The sequence below is a fragment of the Streptomyces sp. NPDC003077 genome, from assembly GCF_040611095.1.
Classification (GTDB): domain Bacteria; phylum Actinomycetota; class Actinomycetes; order Streptomycetales; family Streptomycetaceae; genus Streptomyces.
The window spans coordinates 25,639-49,737 of record NZ_JBEXNM010000013.1 but is presented as its reverse complement, the minus strand read 5'-3'; the positions used below and the strand labels follow the sequence as shown (position 1 = coordinate 49,737).

Here is a 24,099-nt window from a genome sequence, read left to right as displayed (position 1 = left end):
GCCCAGCCCCCACAGCACCGGCGGAATCTTGTGGTACCCATCAAATACCTCTGGAGAGGATGCAGATAGGGGGGTTCAGGAATGTTCGTCAAACACCGGGGAAAACACGCGTTCATGGTGGCCGCAGGCACTGCCGCGCTGGTGCTGCCGCTGGGGTCGGTGGCGTGGGCCGCCGAGCCCGCACCGGGCAGCAGCCAGGGCGGATCGCCCGGCCCGAGCGCCCCGTCCGGTTATCGGGTGACGACCGAACTGCCGAAGACCATCAATGTCGACACCGACTCCGGAGCCACCACACTCACTGCCAAAGTCGTCAATCAGGGGGACAAGGCGACCGATGCCATACGGATGTCGGTGGTCGGCTACAAAGGAATGACGGTCAAAAACGTCGATGGCTGCATGCCCATACCCGAAGGAAGGCTCCCCAAGGGGTCGAACAGCGGGTTCGTGTGTGCCATCGACAAATTGGACAGCGGTAAGAGCCGTTCCTACAACGTCACCGCGCGATTCGATCTGAAGAAACAGGGGAAGATCTGCCTGCCGGTGACCCTGGGCAACACCACCACGTTGTTGTGGCAGCAGGGACCGGTGGACTTCGGTACCACCAGGCCGATTCCCGACGCCCCTGACACCCCGCTGCTCCTGGGCACGGCGAACGTACCGGCCGGCGCGCCGGGAGCCGGGTCGCCGTCGAGTCAGCCGCCCGCCCAGAAACTGCCCAGCACCGGGGCGCCGGACGTGCTGCCGATGGCGGCGCTCGCCGCGGCGCTGGTCGCGGCGGGTGGCACGGGGGTGTGGTGGACCTCCCGGAGGGCCCGTCGCCACTGAGGCCGCGCCCGCTCCGGACGCCACCGCCCGCGCGCGCCGGGCCGACCACCCGGCGCGCGTGCGCGGGCGGAGCCCGTTCCCGTCCCCGTTCCGCTGGGGGTTGCCCACATCCCCGTAAGAAAAAAACCGGGCCCCGCGCCACCCCCCGGTGGCACGAGACCCGGTCACGATCGATCCGGTACCGACCTGATCTCGATCCGATCCGCTATCGACCCGATCCGGCCGCTCAGCCGCGGCGCCCCGCGAGCTTCCAAGCCGTCGGGAGGGCGCCCATCGCCAGCGCCGCCTTGAGCGCGTCGCCGATCAGGAAGGGCACCAGGCCCGCCGCGACCGCCTGGCCGAGGGACATGCCGGTGCTCAGGGCCAGGTAGGGGACACCGATCGCGTAGGTGACCGCGGTGCCGACCGCCATGGTGCCGGCGGTGCGCAGCACGCCCCGGTCGCCGCCGCGCCGGGCCAGCGCGCCCACGACGGTGGCGGCGAGCAGCATGCCCAGGACGTAGCCGAAGGACGCGCCGCCGGCGCCCGCCTTGCCGTCCGCGAACCAGGGCAGCCCCGCCACGCCGATCAGCGCGTACAGCGCCATGGACAGGAAGCCGCGGCGGGCGCCGAGCGCGGTGCCCACCAGAAGGGCGGCGAAGGTCTGGCCGGTGACCGGGACCGGGGAGCCGGGGATCGGCACCGCGATCTGCGCCGCGACGCCGGTCAGCGCGGCGCCGCCGAGCACCAGCGCGGCGTCGCGGACGCGGGCGCGGGAGGCCGTCGCGGCGGGGAGCAGGTCGGCGAGGACCGCTCCGGTGCGGGTGGGGGCGGCAGCAGTGCTCATCGGGACTCCGCGGGGTGAGACGGGAAGGGACGCGTCGACGTTAGTCCAGCGGGCCCGTGGCGATCATCGTGTGGCGGCGACAAAGCCCCACCGGCCCTCTTGGAGACTTCCGAACATCGCTGAGCCTGCCCGGGCGACCCGGCCCCGACCACGTTTGCGCAGGTCACGTGATGCTCGTCACGACGGGTGCGGTCGGCGGGGGCCCGTTTTGTGGTAGCGCTGAACTTTTGGGGAAACTGAGGGCGATACGGGGACGGACGACGTCCCAGGCCCTTGACGAGAAGCACGAGAGCGCGAGAGCACGACAGCCCCTCGGCCCTCGGCGAGGACCCCTGGCCCCTTACGAGAGTACGAGCCCATGCACGACGCACCGACCGCCGCCGGGAAGACCTCTGCCGGCGGCGGCGCCGGCGAGGCAGAACCGCTGTCCGCCGGGCTCAAACAGCGCCACCTGACGATGCTCGGCCTGGGCGGGGTGATCGGCGCGGGCCTGTTCGTGGGGTCCGGGGCGGGGATCTCGGTGGCCGGTCCGGGCATCGTCGTCTCGTATCTGATCGCCGGCGCGCTGGCCATGCTGATCATGCGGATGCTCGGCGAGATGTCCTCCGCGATGCCCGCCTCCGGCGCGTTCTCGGTGCACGCGGAACGGGCGCTGGGGCGCTGGGCGGGGTTCAGCGTGGGCTGGCTGTACTGGTTCATGCTGGTCGTGGTGCTGGCGGTGGAGGCCACCGGCGCGGCGCAGATCGCCAACGGGTGGCTGCCGGCGGTGCCGCAGTGGGGCTGGGTGCTGCTGTTCATGGTCGTCTTCACGGCGGCCAACCTGACCGGGGTGAAGAACTTCGGCGAGTTCGAGTTCTGGTTCGCGACGCTGAAGGTCGGCGCGATCGTGCTGTTCCTGGGGCTGAGCCTGCTCGCGATCTTCGGGGTGCTGCCGGACACCGATCCGGTCGGCTTCACCAACCTCACCGGGCAGGGCGGTTTCCTGCCGCGCGGGTGGGACGGGGTGATCTCCGGGGTGATGGCGGTGGTGTTCTCGTTCGGCGGCCTGGAGGTCGTCACGATCGCCGCCGCGGAGTCGGCCGACCCGGTGCGCAACGTGGCGCGGGCGGTGCGCAGCGCCGTGTGGCGCATCCTCTTCTTCTACGTCGGGTCGATGCTGGTGATCGTCACGCTGCTGCCGTGGTCCTCGCAGCAGCCGGGCAAGAGCCCGTACGTGGCGGTGCTGAACAGCGTCGGGGTGCCGGGCGCCGGCCAGATCATGAACGTGGTGGTGTTCGTGGCGCTGCTCTCCGCGCTGAACGCCAACCTGTACGGGTCCTCGCGGATGATCTTCTCGCTGGCCGAGCGCGGTGAGGCGCCGCGGTCGCTGCTGAAGATCGCGGGCGGCGGGGTGCCGCGCCGGGCGGTGCTCGCATCGGTCGCCTTCGGCTTCGTCTCGGTCCTGCTCAATCTCAAATGGCCGGATTCCGTCTTCCTCTATCTGCTCAATTCGGTGGGCGCGGTGCTGCTCTTCGTCTGGGGCCTGATCGCCGTCTCGCAGCTGCGGCTGCGCCGCCGGATCGAGCGCACGGCTCCGGAGACGCTGACCCTGCGGATGTGGGGCTTCCCCTATCTGACGTGGGCCGCGCTGGCCGCCATGGGCGCCGTCCTCGTCCTGATGCTGATGGACGAGGGGTCGCGCCCGCAGGTGCTGTGGTCGGGCGTGGCGACGGGTGTGGTGCTGGCGGTGGCGGGGCTCCGGGAGCTGCGCGCACGGCGGGTGCGCGACTGAACGGGGACCACGGGCGGCGGGGAGCGGCGGGTCCGGGGCGGGCCGCAGCGGGTTCGAGGCGCGTCACGGCGGGTTCGCGATCGAGTACGACCCTTTCGCGACGGAGTACGACTCCTTTGCGACCGAGTACGCCCCCTTCGCGACCGGGCGCGCCCGCCCTGCCACCCACCGCCGCGTCGCACGCCCCGTTCGCGCCCCACCGCCCCGCGCCCCGTTTACGCGCCATCTTTTAACGGCCGGATCGTGCGGTGCGCTGCGTCACTTCTCGCCCCTTCCTTAACGGAATGAGCACGCACGGTCACGATCACGTCTGAATAGCGAACATTCGCTGCACGACTGTTGCCCTCAGCGGACAGGCGCCCACAAACTGAGCGCGCTTTACACCACGCTCCGCTCCGTTCTCACCAACTGGGACAGGTACCCCCATGAATCGGTCACCTTCGTCCGCCGTGCCCGCGCACGAGCGGACCGACGAGGTCCCGGGCGCCGGCCTGGACGGCGGACCGTCGCTCTCCAACGGCCTCAAGCAACGCCATCTGTCGATGATCGCCCTGGGCGGCGTGATCGGCGCGGGCCTGTTCGTCGGCTCGCGCGGGGGCATCGCGGCGGCCGGTCCGTCCGTCGTGATCGCGTACGCGCTCTCCGGCGGTCTGGTGCTGCTGATCATGCGGATGCTGGGCGAGATGTCCGCTGCCAACCCGGCCTCCGGCTCGTTCTCCGTGCACGCCGGGCGCTCCATCGGCCCGTGGGCCGGGTTCACGGCGGGCTGGATGTACTTCACGATCCTGTGCGTGGCGGTGGCCGCCGAGGCGATCGGCGCGGCCGGCATCATGACGACCTGGTTCCCGGGCAGTGAGCCCTGGATGTGGGTCCTGCTCTTCATGATCGTCTTCTGTGGCGCCAACCTGGCGGCGGTCGGCAACTTCGGCGAGTTCGAGTTCTGGTTCGCGGCCCTGAAGATCGCCGCGATCGGCCTCTTCCTGGTCCTGGGCGTGCTGGCGATCCTCGGCCTGCTGCCCGGCACCTCGGCGCCCGGCGTCTCGCACCTGACCGGGGACGGCGGCTTCCTGCCGCACGGCATGGAGGGCCTGGTGAGCGGCCTGCTGGCGTCCGTGTTCGCGTACGGCGGGCTGGAGACGGTGACGATCGCCGCCGCCGAGTCCCAGGACCCGGTCCGGGGCGTGGCGCGGGCGGTGCGCACGGCCATGTGGCGGATCGCCCTGTTCTACGTCGGCTCGATGGCGATCATCGTCACCGTCATCCCGTGGAGCGCCCCCTCGATCGCCGAGAGCGGCCCGTACGTCGCCGTGCTGGACTACCTGAAGATCCCGGCGGCCGGGCAGATCATGAACGTGGTCATCCTGGTGGCGCTGCTGTCCGCGATGAACGCCAACATCTACGGCGCCTCGCGGATGGCCTTCTCCCTCACCTCCCGCGGTCAGGGCCCGGCCTTCCTCGCCAAGGTGAGCGGCGGGGTGCCGCGCCGCGCGGTGGTGCTGTGCTCCGCCTTCGGCTTCATGGCGGTGCTGTTCAGCTACTGGTGGCCGAACACCGTCTTCCTGTGGCTGCTCAACATCGTCGGCGCGGGCACGCTGGTCGTCTGGGGCTTCATCGCCGTCTCGCAGCTGCGGATGCGCCGCCGGATCGAGCGGGAGGCCCCGGAGCGGCTCGTCGTGCGGATGTGGGCGTACCCGTTCCTGACGTGGGTGGCGCTGGCCGGGATCGTCGGCGTGCTGCTGCTGATGCTGCGGGACCAGGACCAGCGGGTGCAGCTGGTCTTCACCGGCGGGTTCAGCCTCGTCCTGGCGGTCGTCGGGCTGCTGCGGCAGAAGGCCGGGCGGGGCCGGACCGAGGAACCGGCGGCCCAGGAGCCGGCCGAGCGGGGATAAAAGGGACGCACCGGCCCCGGTTCGCGCGGAGGCGGTGCGGGATCTCCTTCCGGAGTCCCGCACCGCCTCCTTCTTTTGTCCCAGGACCGGCCCTGCGTCCTGCCGATGATCACTGTTGCTGATAGCGTGCTGCTGCAATTGAGTTGCAATAAGAAGCCGTAAGCAGTTGGAGGGTTCCGGTATGGCCACCTACACACTTCCTGAACTTCCGTACGATTACGCGGCGCTCGCTCCGGTCATCAGCCCCGAGATCATCGAGCTGCACCACGACAAGCACCACGCCGCGTACGTGAAGGGCGCCAACGACACCCTCGAACAGCTCGCCGAGGCCCGCGACAAGGACCAGTGGGGCGCCATCAACGGCCTGGAGAAGAACCTCGCGTTCCACCTCTCCGGCCACATCCTGCACAGCATCTACTGGCACAACATGACCGGTGACGGCGGCGGCGAGCCGCTGGAGAAGGACGGCGTGGGCGAGCTCGCGGACGCCATCGCCGAGAACTTCGGCTCCTTCGCCAAGTTCAAGGCCCAGCTCAGCAAGGCCTCCGCCACCACGCAGGGCTCCGGCTGGGGCGTCCTCGCCTACGAGCCCGTCACCGGCCGCCTGATCGTCGAGCAGATCTACGACCACCAGGGCAACGTCGGCCAGGGCTCGGTGCCCATCCTGGTCTTCGACGCCTGGGAGCACGCCTTCTACCTGCAGTACAAGAACCAGAAGGTGGACTTCATCGAGGCCATGTGGAAGGTCGTCAACTGGCAGGACGTCGCCAAGCGCTACGCCGCCGCCAAGGAGCGCGCCAACAACCTGCTGCTGGCCCCGTAAGACCGGTAAGTCCTGTTATCGCGGTGACCCCCGTTTACCGCGATAACGCCGGCAACCCCGGCAACCCGGTAAGCCGGTTGTCCCGGCACCCGGAGACGCCACCCCCCACAGCGCCCTGCTCGTGATCGTCTTCTCACCCGTCACGCGGCAGGGGGAAGTGGTGCGGCCCCCGCGCGGTCGACTCGCGCGGGGGCCGTACCCATGACCACGAACTCCCGGGCCAGCCCGGTCTCGTGGAGGCGGGCGAACGGCGCGAACGGCACGCCGAACTCCGACTGTCCCCGGTCGAAGTTCCAGCTCTTGTGCACCTGGAAGCGGTACGCCACCTCCATACGGCCGTCCTCCGCCACCCGGACGGTACCGCTCAGCCGGTACTGCACCCCACGCAGGGCCAGCCACCAGTCCACGCTCCCCCGCCGGGTGATCAGCGCCCCGCGCCAGCCGCTGTCCGCGCGGTGCGTGCCCACGCCGCGCCCGGCGGCCTCCGCCCGCCAGCGCCGCAGATGCCGCGCCACGGACGCCCGCACCACCGGCAGCCGCAGCACCTCCTCGGCGTCCACCTCGTACGGCTCCCCGCCACCCCGCAGGTAGTGCCGCAGCATCCCGGCCGCCCGCCGCCACCCGCACGCCGCCCACAGCGGCGGCAGCGCCCGGCACACCGCCCGCACCACCCGGTCCCGCGGCCGGACGGGCAGCGCCCCGCAGGGCGCGTTCCCACTCGGCAGCCCCGGCGCGGACCGGCCACCGTCCCGTCCCACCGGCCGCCCGGCCTCGGAAGTGCCCATGCCGGGACCCTAAGCAAGGGCGTACGGGGGCGCCTGTCGGAGTGGGCGACCGGGGGTGGGGGCGCCTCCCGGGCCCGGGAGGCGGAGTGGTCCCGTCCCGTCTTAACGGATGGGGACACGGGTGGCACGGTGGCGCCATGGGGAACACGAAGCCGTACTACTGCACGACCTGCGGGGCGTACGAGCCGCACCGCGCGCCGGAGACCGAGCGGGAACGGGAATGGCTCCGGCACACCTTCCACAAGAGATACGTCGAGGACTACTGGATCTGCACCGTCCCCGACTGCCGCAACGTCCGCTACGCCCGGAAGGTCTACGATCCGCCGATCCCGATGCCGGACTTCGACTGACGGCCCCGGGCGGCGGCCGGGGGGCCGGTCGGGCGGACCGCTCCCCCGGCCGGGCTCGGTCGAGGACGGATCACGCGTCCTCGTCCCTGTAAGACAGGCACAGGACAGGCACAGGACAAGCTCGGATCGGCTCCCGCGTCCCCGTCCTCACACGACAGCCTCAGCCGAAGATCGACTCCCCCGTCCCAGCCCTCACACGACAGCCTCAGCCGAAGCCCGGCTCCCGCGTCCCCGTCCCCACACCCCGGACTCAGTCGAAGATCGGCTCCTGCGTCCGCGTCCGCTTTATCTCGTAGAAGCCCGGGACGGACGCGACGAGCAGGGTCCCGTCCCAGAGCTGCGCGGCCAGCTCGCCCTTGGGGGCCGGGGTGACGACCGGGCCGAAGAAGGCGATCCGCTCGCCGTCCGGGCCGGGGACCGCTATGACGGGCGTGCCGACCTCCTGCCCGACCAGGCCGATGCCCGCCTCGTGCGAGGCGCGCAGCTCCTTGTCGTACTCCTCGGACTCCATGAAGTCCGCCAGGTCGGCGGGCAGCCCGGCCTCTTCGAGGGCGGCCACCACGGTCTCGCGGTTCTGCGGCAGTCCCTGGTTGTGGAAGCGGGTGCCGAGCGCGGTGTAGAGGCGGCCGAGCACCTCTTCACCGTGGCGCTGCGCGGCGGCGACGCACACCCGCACCGGGCCCCACGCGGGGCCGCTCATGAGTTCCTGGTACTCCTCGGGCAGCGTGTCGAGCTTGTTCTCGTTGAGGACCGCCAGGCTCATGACATGCCAGCGCACCTTGATGGGACGCAGCTTCTCGACCTCCAGCATCCAGCGGGAGGTCATCCACGCCCACGGGCACAGCGGGTCGAACCAGAAGTCGGCGGGGGTGACGGGGGTCTGCGGGGCGGCGGGGGCGTCAGGAGACATCACAGACACGATCTTTCCTCAGGAGGGCCGGTTACCGGCCGCTTCAACCATGGGTGGGCGTGCCATGATTCCCAGTGTTCGAGATACGAGACGAGGACGAGGGAGTCGCGTCGTGCCCGGAGAGAACCTGACCCGAGACGAGGCCCACGAGCGGGCCGGGCTGCTGCGCGTCGACGGGTACGACGTGGCGCTTGACCTGCGGTCGGCCGTCGGGAGCGGCGAGGCCGCCCGCACCTTCCGCTCGCGCACCACCATCCGCTTCCGCTGCGCCGAGCCCGGCGCCGCCACCTTCGCGGACCTGGTCGCGCCGTCCGTCACCGCCGTGACCCTCAACGGCCGCGAGCTGGACCCGTCCGCCGTGTTCGACGGCGCGCGGATCGCCCTGGACGGCCTGGCCGCCGAGAACACCCTGACCGTCGACGCCCAGTGCGCCTACAGCCGCACCGGCGAGGGCCTGCACCGCTTCGTGGACCCCGAGGACGGCGAGGTCTACCTCTACACGCAGTACGAGCCGGCCGACGCCCGCCGGGTCTTCGCCAACTTCGAGCAGCCCGACCTCAAGGCCCCGTTCCACTTCGAGGTGACGGCCCCCGAGGGCTGGGTGGTCCTCAGCAACGGCGCCACCGAGAGCACCGCCCCGGCCGGGGACGGACCGGGCACGACCCACCGCTTCCTCCCCACCCGCCCCATCTCCACCTACATCACCGCCGTCGTCGCGGGCCCGTACCACTACGTCTCCGACACCTACCGGCGGACCTTCGAGGACGGCACCGAGCTGGAGGTCCCGCTCGGCGCGCTCTGCCGCAAGGGCCTGGCCAAGCACTTCGACGCGGACGACATCTTCCTCGTCACCAAGCAGGGCCTGGACTTCTTCCACGATCACTTCGACTACCCGTACCCGTTCGGCAAGTACGACCAGGCCTTCGTCCCCGAGTACAACATCGGCGCGATGGAGAACCCGGGCTGCGTGACCTTCCGCGAGGAGTTCGTCTTCCGCGGCAAGGTGACCACGGCCTCGTACGAGCGCCGGGCGAACGTCATCCTGCACGAGATGGCGCACATGTGGTTCGGCGACCTCGTCACCATGCGGTGGTGGGACGACCTGTGGCTCAAGGAGTCCTTCGCCGACTACATGGGCGCCCTGTCCCTGGTGGAGGCGACCCGCTTCACCAACGGCTGGATCACCTTCGCCAACGGCCGCAAGGCCTGGGCCTACCGCGCCGACCAGCTCCCCTCCACCCACCCGATCACGGCCGACATCCGTGACCTGGAGGACGCCAAGCTCAACTTCGACGGCATCACGTACGCCAAGGGCGCGTCCGTCCTCAAGCAGCTCGTGGCGTACGTCGGGCGGGACGCCTTCATGGAGGGCGCGCGCCGCTACTTCAAGCGCCACGCGTACGGCAACACCGAGCTCGGCGACCTGCTGTCCGTCCTGGAGGAGACCTCCGGCCGCGACCTGGCCGCCTGGTCGCGCTCCTGGCTCCAGACCGCGGGCGTCAACGCCCTCACGCCCCAGGCCACGTACGACGCCCAGGACCGGATCACCGAACTCGTCCTCCACCAGGAGGCCGCGCCCGACCACCCCGAGCTGCGCCCGCACCGGGTCGCGGTCGGCCTGTACCGGCGCCAGGACGCGGACTCCTCGCTGGTCCGGTACGCCCGCGCCGAGCTGGACGTCTCCGGGCCGCGCACCGTCGTCACCGAGCTGGCCGGCGCCGAGCGCCCCGACCTCATCCTCGTCAACGACGACGACCTGACGTACTGCAAGGTCCGCTTCGACCAGCGCTCGCTGGACACCCTGCGCGACCACCTCGGCGACCTGACCGACCCGCTGGCCCGCGCCCTGTGCTGGTCCGCGGTGTGGGGGCTGACGCGGGACGGGCTGATGCCGGCCCGCGACTACCTCGCCCTCGTCCTGCGGTTCGCCGGCCGCGAGTCCGACATCGGCGTCCTGCAGTCCCTGCACGCCCAGGCCCGCACGGCCCTGAACCACTACACGGCGCCCGACCACCGCGAGACGGCCGCCCGCGAACTGGCCCAGGGCGCCCTGCACGAACTGCGGATCGCCGAACCCGGCAGCGGCCACCAGCTCTCCTGGGCCCGCTTCTTCGCCTCGGTCGCCTCCACCGCCGCCGACCTCCAGCTCCTGCGCGGCCTGCTCGACGGCACGGCCCGCATCGACGGCCTGGACATCGACCAGGAACTGCGCTGGACCCTCCTGGAACCGCTGGCCGCCCACGACGCCGCCGACGAAGCTTTGCTCGACGCCGAACTCGCCCGCGACGACACCGCCTCCGGCAAGCGCCACCACGTCCGCTGCCTGGCCGCCCGCCCCTCCCCCGAGGTCAAGGCCCGCGCCTGGGCCGACGTGGTCGAGTCCGACGCCCTGTCCAACGCCCTGGTCGAGGCCACCATCTCCGGCTTCGACCAGCCCGGCCAGCGCGAACTCCTGGCCCCGTACGCGCCGCGCTACTTCGCCGCCATCGAACGCCTCTGGCAGGAACGATCCATCGAGATCGGCATGGCCGTCGTCCGCGGCCTGTTCCCGATGCTCCAGGACAACGAGGAGACGCTGCGGGCCACGGATGAGTGGCTGGCGAGCCATGAGCAGGCCGCTCCTGCTCTGCGCCGCCTGGTCGCCGAGTCCCGCGACGACCTGGCGCGGGCGCTGCGGGCGCAGGGGTGTGACGCGGGAGCGTAGGGGTTAGGGAAATGAGGGGGCGGACGAGGGTCCGCCCCCCATCTCCCACCCGCCCCTCGGCCACCGAACATCCGTTCTTTAGTACAGGCTCGTCCGGATTCGTCGACGAGCCTGTCACAGCGGTTAGGGCGCGGGGCGGCCCCGGGAAAAGGCCCGGGCATGAACCACACCTCCCCCTCCGGCGACCACCCCTTCACCTCTGGGGAGCACCCCTCCACCTCGCTCCCGCCCCTCCCCCAGCGCCACCCGTCCGGCCCCGGCTTCCGCGTCCTCGCCACCGAACAACTGCGCGCACACGGCGTCTCCCCCACCGAGGCCACCGAACGCTGCCGCCCCGGCGGCCCCTGGCAGCAGTTCCTGCCGGGGGTGTATCTGCTGCACTCGGCGCCGCCTACGGGGGAGGAACGAGTGCACGCGGTGTTGGCGTATGTCGGTGGGCGGGGGGTGGCGGGGGGTTCGGGGCAGCCTGGCCACACGGCAGTTTCGGCGCAGGGGGGCGGTCGGAGGGCGCTCTTGGAGGAGCCGGACGGTCAGGGGGTGACTGCGGTCCCGGCGAAGAACGACACAGTGGTCCCGGCACAGGACGACACGGTGGTCCTGGCGCAGGCGGACGGTCAGAGCACGCTCCTGGAGAAGCCGGACGGTCAGGGGGTGACGACGGCAGTCCCGGCACAGAACGACACGGCGATCCCGGCCCAGGCGGACGATCAGCGCGCGCTCCTGGAGAAGCCGGACGGTCAAGGCATGACAACGGTCCGAGCCCAGAACGACACGGCGATCCCGGCCCAGGCGGACGGTCAGGGGCCGGTGACCGTTCCGGCACAGCCGGCCGAAACGGCAGTCCCGACGCAGACGGACGGCGCTACGCCGGAGGCGCCCCCGCCACACCCGGACGTCACCGCGGAACAGCCAAGCAGCACCACGGAACAGCCAAACGTCACCGCGAAACAGGCAAACGCCACCGCGGAACAGCCAAACGCCACCGTGGCGGCGCAGTCACCGGAGCTCCAACCCCCGGGTCCGGGGCCAGAGCCACCCATCACCGACCCCGCGCGACCGGCCGCGCCGAACGAGGGCCCCGCCACACCCTCACCCACCGAACCAGCGCCCGAAGCCGTGATCACCGGAGCCGCAGCACTGGCCCTCCACGGCTTCCGCTCCATCCCCCCACTGGCCTGCCTCGACCACATCGACGTACTTGTACCCGCCACCTGCCGGGTACGCTCCGCCGGCTGCGCCCGCGTCCTGCGCGTCCAGGTGCTGCCCCGCCCCGAACTGATCGGCGGCGTGCCGGTCGCCCCCGTCCCCAGAGCCCTCGCCGACGCCGTCGACCGGCTGACGGACGCGGTGGCCGTGCGCCGCCTGCTGGTCGAAGCGGTACGCGGCGGCCACTGCGAACCCCAACCCGCCGTCCGCGAACTCTGCCGGGCCCGCCTGCTCGACCGCCCGTACGTGGCGGCGGCGGTGGACTCCATGCTGGCCGAAGGCCGCGCCCTCGCCGAGGGCCGCCTGTACATGCTGGTGGCCGGCCACGCCCTCCCGGACCCGCTGTGGAACGTGGACCTACGGCTCCCGGACGGCCCACCACTGGGCGGCGTGGACGCCTACTGGCCCGACCACGGGGTGGCCCTGGAAATCGTCATCCGCATCCCACTGACGACGCAGCAGTCGGACGCCACCCCACCCGAAGCACCCGAAACCGATCCGCCGGAGCCGGCCCCCGACGTCACCCGCCCGGGAACCTCCCGCCGCCGCGAACGCTTCGCCCAGGCAGGCATCACCCTCATCGAAGTCACCCCCAAGGCCCTGCGCGAAGCCCCGGCCCAGCAGGCGACGGTGATCCGTACGGCCCTGATGGCCTCCGCGGACAACGACCCGGGCCCGTACGTACGCGCCCTGCCGCGTTAGGCCGGACGGCTCACCACCAATAACGCGGGTACGCCCGCCCGAGCACGCGATTACCCGCCCACCCGAGCACGACCACCAGGCAGGTGGCCAGCACGAGCAGCCCCAGGAAGGTCGCATACGCGGGAAGGACCGGCCCGGTCGGCGGCTGAAGGGCGACGAACAGCGCGGTCGCCGCCGCAGGCGAGTGCGGCGTACGAGCCAACGCCATCACCCCGAGCGTCACCCCACTCGCGACCGCCGCCCCCCAAGCCCCCGGCCCGGCCACGGCCACCGCCGCGAAGCCGGTAAGCGCACCCAGCAGGTGACTGCCGACGACGCTACGCGGCTGGCTCAACGGCAGATCGGGAACGCTGACGATCAAGGCCATGCTCGCCGCGAGCGGAGGTATCAGCAGCGGCCGGTCCATCAACGCCCCGATACCCGTGAGCAGCAGAAACGCCAGCACGGCGATCCCGGTCGTGGCCACCGTGTGACGGTGCCGCGGCCGAGGCGGCGCGCCCGACCGCAGCCGCCGCCCAGCTCTGGCCTCGGGCGCGTCCGCCTTCTCCTCCGAAACACCAGGATCGGCCCCACCCCCGGACGCCATCCCACCACAGTGCGCACACCGCCCAACAGCTACGTCGGAAACGGCAGCGGGCACCTCGGACACGGCGGCGGACGGCACGGTGAGCTCTTTCTCCAGGGACGAACGGGCCGGACGGCCCTGCGTTGGTCTGCGGTCTCGCCCGACGCGGCAGGCCGTCCGCAGGCCGCCATGCCGACGACGCTCCGGAAGCCGACGATGCCTGGAGGCCCACACTCATCACGGGCCCCCCGGCTGTACCGCACGGGCGCGGGACGGCTTCCCTGACGTCCCTCTGGAAACATTTTTCCAGATGTTGGAGCGAATCGGGTGTCGGGTCCCGGTCAAGCGGGGGGAAGGGCGCCTATCAAGGGTGTCCGGGCAGGCATGGGAGCAGCTGAGCACCGCTCTCCTAAAGCGGGTGTCGCGGGTTCGAAACCTGCCGGGACCGGGACGCAGAAGAAGGGCACCTACGAACCTTGGAGGTGCCCTTCGCGATATATGGCCGACTGGCCGACAGCTTGCCTGCCAGCGGCTCAGGCGGCGCGCGGAGTGAAGGTGATATGCGAACCACCTTCGTCGATGGTCAGGTCCAGCGTGCCCTCCAGCGCCTTGGCCAAGCGCCGCAGCAGCGAGAGAGTCGGCACAGTGTCGCCACCCTCCAGCCGGGAGACCTGCGGCTGAGTCATCCCAGCCCGCTCCGCCAGCTCCGTCTGGAACAGGCCGAGCTCAATCCGACGGCTGTAGACCGCCTGCCCGAGATCGCCGGCCAGCCGCGCGGCGACGTACTCCTGGTCGTACTCCACCGCCTCACCCGCAAGCTGCCGGGCCCGGCGCGTCTTCCACGTACTGTGATTCATCAGTTCTCCTTGCGCCGCTCGTACGTGTGCCGCGCATGATCATGCGCGGCCTCGCAGACCTTCTGGGCCTGGTGCGCACGCTCGACTTCCGCCGCACAGCCGCCCGGCTCGGGCACGAGGAGCCGAGAGGCTGGCCTGACGGTCAGCGACTGACGACGGTGTACGTGATCACGGTGATCGTTGCGGCCACCATCGCGCCGAGGGCAAGGACCCAGTTCGGCACGCCGAGCGTCGCGGGGTCCGGGAGGCTGCACGTCGGGCTGCCACACTCCGGGCACCGATGCTCACGAAGACCGTGGGCCATACGCACGCACCTTCCACAGCAGGAGTGCCAGTAGGCCCACGACCATACAGCCGCTCGTCTGCCCATGGCTCTGATCACCGCCCGGGCCTGGCTTCTTATGTCCCCTCTCTTTGGCCTTGTCCTTGTAGTCGTCGTAGTCGCTCACAACCCTTCCCTTCTGCATGTGGGCCGACCGCCTTCTCCGAACGACGGCCGGCCCGTCCCGCGCCACCGCCAGGGGGTGGGACGGGCGCGGGAACTGTGGGTCAGCGGGACTGCTGCCGACTGACCAGCTCGACGACGGACCCCTGATCGGTCTCGTCGAACGTGGTCGCCGTGTAGCCGCCCGCCAGGGCGACGCGCTGCTGGAAGCCGACGCGGGACGGAAGGTCGTGGGTGTACCGGTCCCAGTTGTGGATCAGGCACAGCACCGTCCGCCCCTGGGACGCTTCGAGCATCGCGTCGAGGAGACCGTCGAACTGGGGACGATGGCTGTTGCTGAGGGCGTCGTCCCCTCGGTCGATCCAGGCATCCGCGACGTCCCACCCCTGCCGCTCGGCGTAGTTGCGGCAGCCGCTGAGTCGCATGTTGAGGAGACGGCAGGAGCGGACCGCATCGCGGTCGTAGATGAAGGCGAGGGGCCGCATCATGATGATCCTGCTCCTCGCGGGGCGAAATGGCTGTTCACGGCATCCCGAAGCGCAGTATGCAGTGCCGCCGCATCAGTGAAGACGCGTGTGCGGGTGGGCGGAACACGCCAGTGCGGCCCTGCTGTCCGCCGGGGACCTGGCACGGCAATGTACGCGGTAACGCTTTCCACCCGGACACCGGAAATCGGTTCGAACTGCCAATCGGACGCGGCGCCTACAGGGATCAGCCAGTACAACAACGCTCCCTGTGGATCCTCGATGACCGCTCCCGAGTTGTCACCGAGTTGCTGTAGAGCCGCTTTGCCGAGCCGACGGGGGACACGCACGGCATCCCACCACTGGCCGGCAGCGCACATGACCACAACGTGCCCGGACGGCAGCCAGTCGAGAGAATGGATGGTTTCACTCACCCGGTCAGGGTCTTCCTGATAGTCCGGACGATTCGATCCCCGATCGGTAATCTCACGGTGGGATGACTTTCCATCCCGCGACGAAGCGGGGTCAGTAAAAGTGGAAATGGCAACGGTGCCGGTCGAAGTGCCCGAGTGGGCATGGCAACGCGCCGAGGTGCGGCAGGCGCTGCGTAGGCAGGACGTTGGTGCGATCTTTCGCTACGTCCAGCAGTACGGCGGTGCCAGCCAGGCGCGAATCGCCACAGCAGTCGGCATGACACAGGCCCGGGTTAACGAGGTCATCAACGGGCGACGCCAAGTGATGCGCCTGGACGTGTACGAGCGGATCACCGACGGCCTGCGCATGCCCGATGACGCCCGTCATTTGGTGGGGCTGGCGGCCGGTCGTGAGAGGCGTGTTGGAGGGACGGCATTCGACCTCGCTGCTTTCCCCGAAGTGGTGCGCGTCTACCAAACGCAAGCATCGGCAGCGGAAGAAATTCAGCAGCAAGCCCTTGTCGCGAGCACGCTGGACCTCCTGGCCGTGCGGGGGCTCGGCCTAATCGGATTGAACGACTCGCTTTTGCGGACAGCTCTGATTCGCCGGGAGGGACCACGCTTGAAGGCTCGGGTGTTGCTACTTGACCCCGAGTCCCCAGCGCTCGCCGAGCGGGCGGCGGAGATCGGAGAATCGGCTGAGTCGCTGGCGAGTGGCGTCAGGCTTACCGAGGCACGCTTACGCGAGCTGACCGCAGAGTGCGACGTGATGGTGTACCGGTATCGATCACTACCGACATGGCGCATCATCCGGTTGGATTCCACCCTGTTCGTGTCTGCGTTCGACACTGGGTGGGAAGGCCACGAGTCGGCGACATACAAGGTGATGGAGACGCCGCACGGCCCGCTGTATCGGGGCTTCCGGCGCATGTTCGATGCGCTCACGGTTGAAGGGGAGCGCACAGTGTAGTACTGGGGGCAATGGTGATCGAAGCTGAGCTGAAGGCGCGGGTGCGGGCACCGGAGGCTGTATTGACAAGCCTTGAGGAGCGGGCCGTCGGGCGCTCCGAGGTGTATCAGGACACCTATTTCGACACACCGGAAGGTGCGTTGGCGAGTATGGACTGCGAGGTGCGAGTCCGCACCGTACATGGGCCGAATGAGACGCGGTCTCTGTTGACGTACAAGACGGCGCGCGTAGACGAGGCGTCTGGGGCCAAGCCCGAGCATGAAACCCAGGTGAGCGACCCTCGCGTGATTCGCGCCTTGCTGCAGGGCCTGGGCTACGTTGAGGCGATTTCCTTCGAGAAGCGGTGCCGTAATTTCGAATTCGTAGCGCGTGGCCGTGCGATGATCGCCACTCTTGTTCGCGTGCCGGAGATCACCGGGACCTTTATCGAGCTGGAGACGCAAGCAGAACAAGACGAGCTACAAGATGCGCTTGACGATGTGTGGGCCGTCCTCGAAGAACTGGGGATCGGTGAGGCAGACCTGACGACCGAGCAATACACCGATGCGGTCCGAGCCAAACGTGCAACCAGGTCGTAATGCATGGAAGCCCTTGGCGGCAGAGTGAGTAATTTGCCTCGCCCATAACCATTTGCCAGCGGGAGCAGGTCGTAGCCCAGGCATGGCCCCTACACGCCGCCACATGGAGGACCACGGCATGACCACGGCGCCCACCACCGAATTGCGCACGTTCATCACCCTCGGCCCCGCCCGCGGCGACCTCCTCGACGTGTACGCCGACGTGCGCGCCCCATTGCTTCACCTGCCGAATTACGCGGTCACCACCTTCGGCGAGCGCCTTGACCGGCACGGCACCGAGCCGGGCTTCACGGCCGTACTCGCGTACGCCGACGGGCATCCGGTCGGCTACGCCTACGGCAACGTCATCGAGGACGGCGACCGCTACTGGCAGCGGACGAACCCTGCGCCGGCCGAGAAGTACACCGCGCGCCCCGTCTTGGCCCTGAAGGAAATCGGCGTCCGCGCGGCCTGGCGGAAGACCGGCACCGCTCGCCGTATCCACGACGCCCTCCTCGCCTCACGTGACGAGCCGTTCGTCACGCTCATGGTCAACCCTGCCGCCGGGGACGGAAAGGTCCACGCGCTCTACAAGGCGTGGGGGTATGAGGACATCGGGGGGAGCCAGCCGTCGGCAGCCTCGCCGGTGCTTACGGTGATGATCCGAGCCATCTGATACCTGGACACCACAACCCTTGAGCCAAGCCAAACTACGCGCGTGAGCGGATTGTCCTGCGCAGAGCGCCGTCGCCAGGATTGCTGCGCCGGCGGCATCGCTCTCATCAGGGGAAACAACAGCACACGGCAGGTTCGAGCAGCTTCCGGAAGGGTTCGGTCCCACTCCTAACGCCCAAGACCGTGAAGTCACGGGTGCGGCTCTCCATCGCCGGTCTACGCACGCCCGGCACCTCAGCGCAGGAAGTTGTTCTGCCACTCCAGCGAGGACATCGTCAGCTCGGCCTCGGCGAGGGCTTTGGAGGGGGTGGTGAGGTCGGCGAGCGTGGCTCCTGGCCGCTCAAAGGCGGTCACCCATTCGTCGTGCGCGCCAAGCGGGCCGCGCTCGGACGAGAAAAGCTGTGCGTGGCGAGCGACGTCCACGCGGGAACAGGAACGATTGAGCGCTGCTCTTACAAAGCAGATGTCTCCGGTTCGACAACCTGCACTCACCTGTTCCGCCTCGTGAATGCAGAGGAAAGCGCAGGTCAAAGCAATGCTCTGCCTGAGCTTCCGACTCAGCCCCTCCGGTTTGAGGAGCACGGTCTCGGACGTCCCCCGAGCGCGGTCTCAATCCGCTGTTCCGTCTCCCGTATCTCTCCTCGGTGGCCTGTTCGTCCGCGCAGGTCCCTGTGGGAAAGGCCGCCGCCCCGGGCGCTACACCGATTGATGCCGCGCAGCCTCAGATGACGAATCCGCGGAAAGGCGTAACCGGGTGGCGCGGCCCCGCCGGGCCGGTCTTCAACGTGCGCAGCACTCTCGCGGTCACATCCGTTCGGGTTTCCGCGACTCGGCCATAGAGGCGCCATGGTCCTTCCGGATGTGCTGTGTCCGCCGGGCCCGCCTCCACGGCGATGCCCTGGAGGCGGGCGTACTTCTGCACCAGGCGGGCTTCGCTTTCGGTCATGCCGCTCACACTAGGGCCACTCAGGCTTGGGCATCGGCCGGATGGCGCAGTCTGGCGGCGAGTGCTGGCACTGAGCACCGACTGTGGTCGCCAGCCCTTCAGTGGGTGGCCCCCACAGGTCTGGGTCGGGCGGTTCCCCCACGACCTTGGTGATCATTTCTCGGGTGTGCGACAAGATCTCGGGGTCATAGTGCGTCGGGTCGTATCCCGGATAGTGATGGACGAACTCGCCGAAGCGTCCGCACAGGTCGGCGTACAGCTGCGAGTGCAGAAGGAGAGCGTGCCAGCCTTCGTCCACCACGCGGGACGGCGCCATGGGAACCTGTCGGCCCACCTGGGCACAGGTCACGACGAACTTGACCCCTTCGGTGACGACGCGGCCGGCCGTGTCCTCGTCCATCCCGGGGTTGGCGTCCCGGACAGTGGTCCGGACGGATAGGAACTGAGTGTCGGTGAGAAGTCGCAATGGGCCCTCCGTAAGTCGATCGGGGAATCCTGTTCGGGGGCGGCGGATGCCCCGCGGTGAGGCTGGGATGCCGTCTGAAGCCGCTGGTTCGGGCAGGAGAGACGGAGCGGTGGATCTTCCTGGGGTGGGCCGGCCGCCGCCCGACGACCGGGCCTGGCTCGCGCCGCCGCCGTGAGGATGGGAGCGGGCGGGAGCTGTCGGTCAGCGGGGGTGCTGCTCGCCGACCAGCACGGCGACCGCGCCTTGGTCGGCTTCGTCGAACGTGGTCGCCGTGTAACCACCGGCCAGGGCGACGCGCTGCTGGAAGGTGGTGCGCGACGGACCGTTGTGGGCGTATCGATCCCAGTTGTGGATCAGGCACAGCACCGTCCGGCTCCGGGATGCTTCGAGCATGGCGTGGAGGAGGCGGTCGAACTCGGGACGCCGGTCGGAATCGAGGGCGTCGTCCCCGTGGTCGGTCCACGTTCCGGCGATGTCCCAGCCCTGCCGTTCGGCGTAGGTGCGGCAGCCGTCGAGTCTCATGTCCAGCAGCCGGTGATTGAAGGTGGCGTTGCGGTCGTAAATGAAGGCGAGCGGCGGCATATGCGGTGTGGGCCGTCGTGGTGCGGGAATCTCCATGGGTCCAAGAACACCGAGGAAGGCGTGGCAGGACGAGGTAACGCAGGAGGCCACTCTTCAGGACATCGCGGAGGACATTTTTGCGGCCTGGGTTCTCGTGGGCCCCTACGGTGAGTGATAGTCCCCATGCGGAGGCGCATATGGCAGCACTGCCGGGAAACCCAGCACTCGTTCGGGCACGCATCACAGCCGGTTTTCATACGCAGGAAGAGCGCCTGCGCTGCCGGGCCCGCGGCTGAGGTGCCGCGCCTGGTGGAGGCGGCGGTCGCGGACGGCTGGGAGGTGTGCGTGATCGGTACTCCCGCCGCATGTCAGGGGGGATTCGTCGACATGGGGGCCGTCGAGGAGGCGACCGGGCGGCCGGTGCGCTGTGACTGGCGGCGCTCGGGGGAGGCGAAGCGGAATCCGCCCGCGGACGCGGTGATCGTGGCGCCGATGACGATGAACACGGCCAACAAGTTCGCCGCCGGCATCGCCGACACCTACGCGCTCGGGTTGCTGGTGGAAGCGGTCGGCCTCGGGCTGCCCGTGGTGGCGGTGCCGTTTTGGTCGACGGCTTTGGACGGGCATCCGGCGACGAGGCGTGCGGTGCGGGTGCTGCGGGCGGTGGGGGTGCGGGTTCTGTATGGGCCGGGTGAGTGGGAGCCGCACCCTCCCGGTACCGGGGGCGAGCACCTGGCGTCGTATCCGTGGCGGCTGGCTCTGGAAACGGTCACGGGAATGATCGGGGAAGGGCGCAGGGAGCGGGACGGCGCATAGCGTCCCGCCGCTTGCGAGCGCGGCGGCAGGGCGTGGGTCGCAAAGTGGGCTGAGGCCCCGCGAACCGCCCGCGCCCGGCAGACAGGGACACCCCCACCCATCACCAAAAGATCACACCCCCTCCCCAAAATCCCCTCCCATACGTCATATTGAGCGGTCATACGGCTCCGGATTCCGGAGCCTTCCGTATGTATGGGAGAGGGACATATGACCCCCGACGCACCATCCTCGCCCGGAACGGGCGGGGCCGGACGTGCCAGACGGTTGGCGCGGACCGCGATAGCCGTGGCCGTCGTGGCCGCTACCGCGACCGGGCCGTCGATCGCCATGGCCGCCGACGCGCCCGGCACGGGCAACGGCACTGGCAACGGCCCGGCCAACGGTGGGAACCTGCCGAGCGAGACGCCCAAGAGCGGGCAGGACAAGCTCGGTTCGACCGATGCGGCGCTGCTGGAGAAGGCCAAGACGGACGGGGCGAAGACCGTCTCGATGATGGTCGCCACCGCGCCCGGGCAGACCGCGCGGCCGGCCGCCGACATCGACGCCATTGACGGTGCCACGGTCGGGCGCAAGGACGACAAGCTCGGTTACGTTCGCGTCACCGTGCCGATCGCGAAGGCGGATGCCGCGATCGCGAAGCTGCAGAAGTCGGACGCGGTGCACGCGATCGACCTGCGGCAGGAGATCAAGCTTCCGGACCCGACGCCGCGTGCGGACGGGGCCAAGGGGCACCGGACCGCCGGCAGCTACCCGGCGCCCGGGAAGAACACCCCGGCCAAGAACCCCTACCAGCCGTCCTTCGAGACGGGCGCCGTGGACTTCGTCCGGGAGCACCCGAAGGCGGACGGGCGGGGCATCACCATCGGTGTGCTGGACTCGGGTGTGGACCTCGGGCACCCGGCGCTGCAGAAGACGACCACCGGCGAGCGCAAGATCGTCGACTGGGTGACCGCGACCGACCCCGTGATCGACGGTGACCAGACCTGGCGTCCGATGACCAGCGCCGTGACCGGTCCGGAGTTCACCTATGGCGGGCGGAGCTACAAGGCTCCGGCGGGCTCGTACTTCGTCAGCCGGTTCGCGGAGAGCGCCACCACCGGCGGCGACATGAAGGGCGACCTCAACCGGGACGGGGACACCACCGACTCGTGGGGCGTGCTGTACGACCCGGCCGCCGGCACGGTCCGCGTGGACCTGGACGACGACGGGGACTTCACCGACGAGACCCCGATGAAGCCGTACAAGGATCGGTTTGATATCGGTTACTTCGGGACGGATGATCCGAAGACCGAGATTGCCGAGCGGATTCCGTTCACCATCGAAATCCGGAAGGACGTGCCGCTGAATGGTGCGCCCGGTGGCAAGGCGGACTTCGTCAATATTGGTGTGATCGAGTCCGAGCACGGCACGCACGTGGCGGGCATCACCGCCGCGAACGGGCTGTTCGGCGGGAAGATGAACGGTGCGGCGCCGGGGGCGAAGATCGTCTCCTCGCGGGCCTGCACCTGGAGCGGTGGCTGCACCAACATCGCGCTGACCGAGGGCATGATCGACCTCGTCACCAAGCGCGGCGTAGACATTGTCAACATGTCGATCGGTGGCCTGCCGGCCCTCAACGACGGCAACAACGCGCGTTCCGAGCTGTACACCCGGCTCATCGACACCTACGGCGTGCAGCTCGTCATCTCGGCGGGCAACAGCGGCCCCGGCACCAACACCATCGGTGACCCGGCCCTGGCCGACAAGGTCATCAGCGTCGGCGCGTCCGTGAGCAAGGAGACCTGGGCCGCCAACTACGGCTCGGCGGTCGAGAAGAAGTACGCGATGTTCCCCTTCTCCTCGCGCGGGCCGCGTGAGGACGGCGGGTTCACACCGACGATCAGCGCCCCGGGCGCGTCCGTCAACACCACCCCGACCTGGGAGCCCGGCGCCCCGACCGCGGAGGCCGGCTACCAGCTCCCGCCCGGTTACGGGATGCTCCAGGGCACGTCGATGGCCTCCCCGCAGGCCGCCGGCGCCGCCGCGCTGCTGCTGTCGGCCGCCCGCCAGCAGCGCGTCGAGCTGACCCCGGCGGACCTGCGCACCGCGCTGACCTCCACCGCCAAGAAGATCAAGGGCTTCCAGGCGTACGAGCAGGGCTCGGGCCTGATGGACATCCGCAAGGCGTGGAAGTCGATCCGCGACGGTGCCACCGCGCACGAGTACACGGTCAAGGCGCCGGTGAAGACCGCGCTGTCCGCCTACCTGAAGACGCCCGGCTTCGGCACCGGTGTCTACGACCGCGAGGGCGGGCTGAAGGTCCGGGAGTCGCGTACGTACGACGTGACCGTTACCCGTACCACCGGCCCGGACCGCCCGGTCCGCCACGAGCTGGACCTGCGCAACAACGACGGCAGCTTCGACCTGCCCGGCAAGGGCTGGATCTCCCTGCCGCTGAACAAGCCGGTGACCTTCAAGATCACCGCCAAGGCCCGGACGGCCGGCATCCACAGCACCATCGTGGACCTGGACGACCCGCGCACCGAGGGCGTGGACCGGCAGATCCTGGCGACCGTCGTGGCCGCCGACCCGATCGCGGCGCCCCGCCACACCGTCACCAAGTCCGGCGTGGTCCAGCGCAACTCCACCACCTCGTACTTCGTGACCGTCCCCGAGGGCGCCAAGGCCCTCCAGGTCTCCATGAGCGGCCTGGCCGAGGGCAGCCAGACGCGCTGGATCGCCATCAGCCCCCAGGGCGTCCCGATGGACACGACCAGCACGCCGAACTGCTACCCGAACTACCCGAACCCGTCCAACACCTGCGACCCGACCCGCCGCTCGTACGCGAACCCGGCGCCGGGCGTCTGGGAGATCGAGGTCGAGGCGCGCCGCACGTCCCCGCTGCTGGACAACCGCTACACGGTCACCGCGACCACCCTGGGCACCGTCTTCGACCCCGAGGTGACCACCCTGTCCGAGGCGAAGGCCGGGACCCCGGCCCCCGTCGAGTGGCTGGTGAACAACCGGTTCGCGGCCGTGAACGGCACCCTCAAGGGCGGCGAGCTGGGCTCGTCCCACGTCACCCGCCCCACCATCAAGGACGGTGAGGAGCAGAAGACCGAGGTCGTCATCGGCAAGGGCGTCTCCCGGTTCAACGTCACCATCGGCGGCACTGCCGACCCGAAGGCCGACCTGGACCTGAGCGTCCTGAAGGACGGCAAGGTCGTCGGCTCCTCCGGTTCCGGCGGCTCGGACGAGACGGTCACGCTGACCTCGCCGGAGCCCGGCACCTACACCGTCGTCGTCAGCGGCTACTCCGTCCCCGCGGGCAGCACCGCCTACGACTACCAGGACGTGTACTACTCCTCCACGCTGGGCGAGGTGAAGACCGACCCGGCGCACCAGGTCAAGCTGGGCACCGGCGTCTCCGCCAAGGTCACCGCCGAGGTCGTGGCCGCCGGCCCGACGCCCGAGGGCCGCAAGCTCTTCGGCGAGGTCCGGCTGGTGGACGCGGCCGGGACGGTCACCGGCACCGGCAGCGTCCGGATCGGGAAGGTGACGGAGGGCTGAGGGGGCTGGGGTGACGAGTCCGGG

21 protein-coding genes and 2 pseudogenes are annotated in these 24,099 nt (G+C 69.8%); 13 read left to right on the top strand and 10 right to left on the bottom strand.

All coding sequences use genetic code 11. From position 1 onward, the window contains the following. Nucleotides 1-114: 114 nt before the first annotated feature. Entirely contained in the window at nt 115-825 is a 711-nt protein-coding gene (locus ABZX96_RS11990; protein ID WP_355541936.1) for a hypothetical protein, read from the top strand. Nucleotides 826-1,051: 226 nt separating this feature from the next. Here the strand turns inward: ABZX96_RS11990 and ABZX96_RS11985 are convergent, their stop codons facing one another. Continuing rightward, nucleotides 1,052-1,651: a biotin transporter BioY gene (locus ABZX96_RS11985; protein WP_355541933.1), complete on the bottom strand. Its 600-nt coding sequence runs from the start codon at nt 1,649-1,651 to the stop codon at nt 1,052-1,054. A gap of 358 nt (nt 1,652-2,009) precedes the next feature. Here ABZX96_RS11985 and ABZX96_RS11980 point away from each other — a divergent pair, with 358 nt between their 5' ends. The 3 genes from ABZX96_RS11980 (at nt 2,010) to ABZX96_RS11970 (ending at nt 6,134) form a co-directional block, all read left to right on the top strand. Next, nucleotides 2,010-3,422 carry an amino acid permease gene (locus ABZX96_RS11980; protein ID WP_355541931.1) on the top strand — a complete coding sequence of 471 codons (1,413 nt, stop codon included), beginning with the start codon at nt 2,010-2,012 and terminating at the stop codon, nt 3,420-3,422. A 425-nt stretch (nt 3,423-3,847) separates the two neighbouring features. Next, nucleotides 3,848-5,311 carry an amino acid permease gene (locus ABZX96_RS11975; protein WP_355541929.1) on the top strand — a complete coding sequence of 488 codons (1,464 nt, stop codon included), beginning with the start codon at nt 3,848-3,850 and terminating at the stop codon, nt 5,309-5,311. A 181-nt stretch (nt 5,312-5,492) separates the two neighbouring features. Beyond that, complete coding sequence (locus ABZX96_RS11970) at nt 5,493-6,134, top strand: superoxide dismutase (RefSeq protein WP_355541927.1); 642 nt, start codon at nt 5,493-5,495, stop codon at nt 6,132-6,134. A 140-nt stretch (nt 6,135-6,274) separates the two neighbouring features. Here the strand turns inward: ABZX96_RS11970 and ABZX96_RS11965 are convergent, their stop codons facing one another. Continuing rightward, nucleotides 6,275-6,919 carry a hypothetical protein gene (locus tag ABZX96_RS11965; RefSeq protein ID WP_355541925.1) on the bottom strand — a complete coding sequence of 215 codons (645 nt, stop codon included), beginning with the start codon at nt 6,917-6,919 and terminating at the stop codon, nt 6,275-6,277. 137 nt (nt 6,920-7,056) lie between these two features. Between ABZX96_RS11965 and ABZX96_RS11960 the strand changes: the two genes are divergently transcribed. Then, nucleotides 7,057-7,269 carry a hypothetical protein gene (locus ABZX96_RS11960; RefSeq protein ID WP_355541922.1) on the top strand — a complete coding sequence of 71 codons (213 nt, stop codon included), beginning with the start codon at nt 7,057-7,059 and terminating at the stop codon, nt 7,267-7,269. Between the two features lie 250 nt (nt 7,270-7,519). Here ABZX96_RS11960 and ABZX96_RS11955 read toward each other — a convergent pair whose 3' ends face one another. Then, a complete protein-coding gene (locus ABZX96_RS11955; protein WP_355541920.1) occupies nt 7,520-8,179 on the bottom strand; it encodes a DsbA family protein in 660 nt (219 codons plus the stop codon). Nucleotides 8,180-8,291: 112 nt separating this feature from the next. Here ABZX96_RS11955 and pepN point away from each other — a divergent pair, with 112 nt between their 5' ends. The 3 genes and pseudogenes from pepN to ABZX96_RS11940 form a co-directional block, all read left to right on the top strand. Beyond that, a complete protein-coding gene (gene pepN / locus ABZX96_RS11950) occupies nt 8,292-10,883 on the top strand; it encodes an aminopeptidase N (protein WP_355541917.1) in 2,592 nt (863 codons plus the stop codon). Nucleotides 10,884-11,042: 159 nt separating this feature from the next. Then, a pseudogene (locus tag ABZX96_RS11945) lies at nt 11,043-11,312 on the top strand (hypothetical protein); the annotation flags it as partial. Nucleotides 11,313-11,990: 678 nt separating this feature from the next. Further along, a pseudogene (locus tag ABZX96_RS11940) lies at nt 11,991-12,791 on the top strand (hypothetical protein); the annotation flags it as partial. A 10-nt stretch (nt 12,792-12,801) separates the two neighbouring features. Here ABZX96_RS11940 and ABZX96_RS11935 read toward each other — a convergent pair. The 3 genes from ABZX96_RS11935 to ABZX96_RS11925 form a co-directional block, all read right to left on the bottom strand. Continuing rightward, a complete protein-coding gene (locus ABZX96_RS11935) occupies nt 12,802-13,257 on the bottom strand; it encodes an HPP family protein (RefSeq protein WP_355541914.1) in 456 nt (151 codons plus the stop codon). A 632-nt stretch (nt 13,258-13,889) separates the two neighbouring features. Beyond that, entirely contained in the window at nt 13,890-14,213 is a 324-nt protein-coding gene (locus ABZX96_RS11930) for a helix-turn-helix domain-containing protein (RefSeq protein ID WP_355541911.1), read from the bottom strand. 549 nt (nt 14,214-14,762) lie between these two features. Then, a complete protein-coding gene (locus ABZX96_RS11925; RefSeq protein ID WP_355541908.1) occupies nt 14,763-15,146 on the bottom strand; it encodes a hypothetical protein in 384 nt (127 codons plus the stop codon). A gap of 516 nt (nt 15,147-15,662) precedes the next feature. Between ABZX96_RS11925 and ABZX96_RS11920 the strand changes: the two genes are divergently transcribed. The 3 genes from ABZX96_RS11920 to ABZX96_RS11910 all read left to right on the top strand — a co-directional run bounded on the left by ABZX96_RS11920 (nt 15,663) and on the right by ABZX96_RS11910 (nt 17,738). Beyond that, on the top strand, nt 15,663-16,505 hold the full coding sequence (locus ABZX96_RS11920) for a helix-turn-helix domain-containing protein (protein ID WP_355541905.1): 843 nt from the start codon (nt 15,663-15,665) through the stop codon (nt 16,503-16,505). 14 nt (nt 16,506-16,519) lie between these two features. Further along, nucleotides 16,520-17,083, top strand: a complete 564-nt coding sequence (locus ABZX96_RS11915) for a CYTH domain-containing protein (RefSeq protein ID WP_355542143.1) — start codon at nt 16,520-16,522, stop codon at nt 17,081-17,083. Nucleotides 17,084-17,201: 118 nt separating this feature from the next. Continuing rightward, nucleotides 17,202-17,738 carry a GNAT family N-acetyltransferase gene (locus ABZX96_RS11910; protein ID WP_355541902.1) on the top strand — a complete coding sequence of 179 codons (537 nt, stop codon included), beginning with the start codon at nt 17,202-17,204 and terminating at the stop codon, nt 17,736-17,738. 233 nt (nt 17,739-17,971) lie between these two features. On the opposite strand, the gene ABZX96_RS11905 is transcribed toward ABZX96_RS11910, so the two are convergent. From ABZX96_RS11905 to ABZX96_RS11890, 4 genes are all read right to left on the bottom strand, one after another. After that, the gene (locus ABZX96_RS11905; protein WP_355541899.1) at nt 17,972-18,160 is read right to left on the bottom strand and encodes a hypothetical protein; all 189 of its coding nucleotides are present in this window, start codon (nt 18,158-18,160) and stop codon (nt 17,972-17,974) included. A gap of 298 nt (nt 18,161-18,458) precedes the next feature. Next, nucleotides 18,459-18,683, bottom strand: a complete 225-nt coding sequence (locus tag ABZX96_RS11900; protein WP_355541896.1) for a hypothetical protein — start codon at nt 18,681-18,683, stop codon at nt 18,459-18,461. Between the two features lie 10 nt (nt 18,684-18,693). Further along, nucleotides 18,694-19,083 carry a hypothetical protein gene (locus ABZX96_RS11895; RefSeq protein ID WP_355541893.1) on the bottom strand — a complete coding sequence of 130 codons (390 nt, stop codon included), beginning with the start codon at nt 19,081-19,083 and terminating at the stop codon, nt 18,694-18,696. 267 nt (nt 19,084-19,350) lie between these two features. Then, nucleotides 19,351-19,767, bottom strand: coding sequence for a recombinase family protein (locus ABZX96_RS11890; protein WP_355541890.1), 417 nt, complete (start codon nt 19,765-19,767; stop codon nt 19,351-19,353). A 198-nt stretch (nt 19,768-19,965) separates the two neighbouring features. Between ABZX96_RS11890 and ABZX96_RS11885 the strand changes: the two genes are divergently transcribed. Together ABZX96_RS11885 and ABZX96_RS11880 are read left to right on the top strand one after the other, a co-directional pair. Next, nucleotides 19,966-20,526, top strand: coding sequence for a flavoprotein (locus tag ABZX96_RS11885; protein ID WP_355542140.1), 561 nt, complete (start codon nt 19,966-19,968; stop codon nt 20,524-20,526). A gap of 207 nt (nt 20,527-20,733) precedes the next feature. Next, a complete protein-coding gene (locus ABZX96_RS11880) occupies nt 20,734-24,075 on the top strand; it encodes a S8 family serine peptidase (RefSeq protein ID WP_355541887.1) in 3,342 nt (1,113 codons plus the stop codon). Nucleotides 24,076-24,099 lie beyond the last annotated feature (24 nt).